The 634-nt window shown below is 67.4% G+C and carries 1 protein-coding gene; it reads right to left on the reverse strand.

Features of this window, described 5'->3' with window-relative positions:
• Positions 1 to 634: serine hydrolase (locus tag CCN56_RS40265; protein WP_086832506.1), on the reverse strand; the 634-nt coding region annotated here is incomplete at both ends.

Consider the following 634-nt stretch of genomic DNA (forward strand, 5'->3'; position numbering starts at 1 on the left):
GTCGGCGTGTAACGGGACGCGGCGGTCGTGGTCGGGACCAGATCCCGATGGATCACCTTGGCCACGGCCTGGATCGTGTTCACGCCGTAGCTCATCGTGCTGTTGCCGTCGGTGAGCACGGAGATGGTGTAGTCGTGGCCGCTGCCGTTGAACGTGCCGATGCTGTGCACGCGCCAGCCGCGCGTGGCGCGCTGCAGCCAGCCGTTCTTGACGTGCACGGCTACGGAAGAGGGCGCGCCGGCCGGGGTGCCCCACCTCTGCGAGGTGATGACGTTCCCCATGAGCTTGAGGATGTAGGCACGGGAGTTGTCGCTCAGGACGGTGTTCCTGGCGGTGATCAGAGAGAGCAGCCGCTGCTCGTCGGNNGTCCGCGTCATGCCGGCGGCCGCCAGGAAGCCCTTCACCTTGGTGACGCCGAGCTGGTTCCACAGGGAGGTGGTGGCCGCGTTGTCGGACTTGGTGATCATGGCGGTGGCGAGGGTGGACTCGCGCGAGGTCAGGTACCGGTTGGTCTTCTTGGCGTCCCAGAGGAGCGTGGCGAGGACGGTCACCTTCACGACGCTGGCCGAGTCGTACGAGGTCGTCGCACGCAGGGTGCAGGTGGTGTTCGTGCTGCGGTCGCGCAGGCCGACGG

Origin of the sequence: Streptomyces sp. NRRL B-24572, from assembly GCF_002156145.1 — a bacterium.
Lineage (GTDB): Bacteria > Actinomycetota > Actinomycetes > Streptomycetales > Streptomycetaceae > Streptomyces > Streptomyces vietnamensis.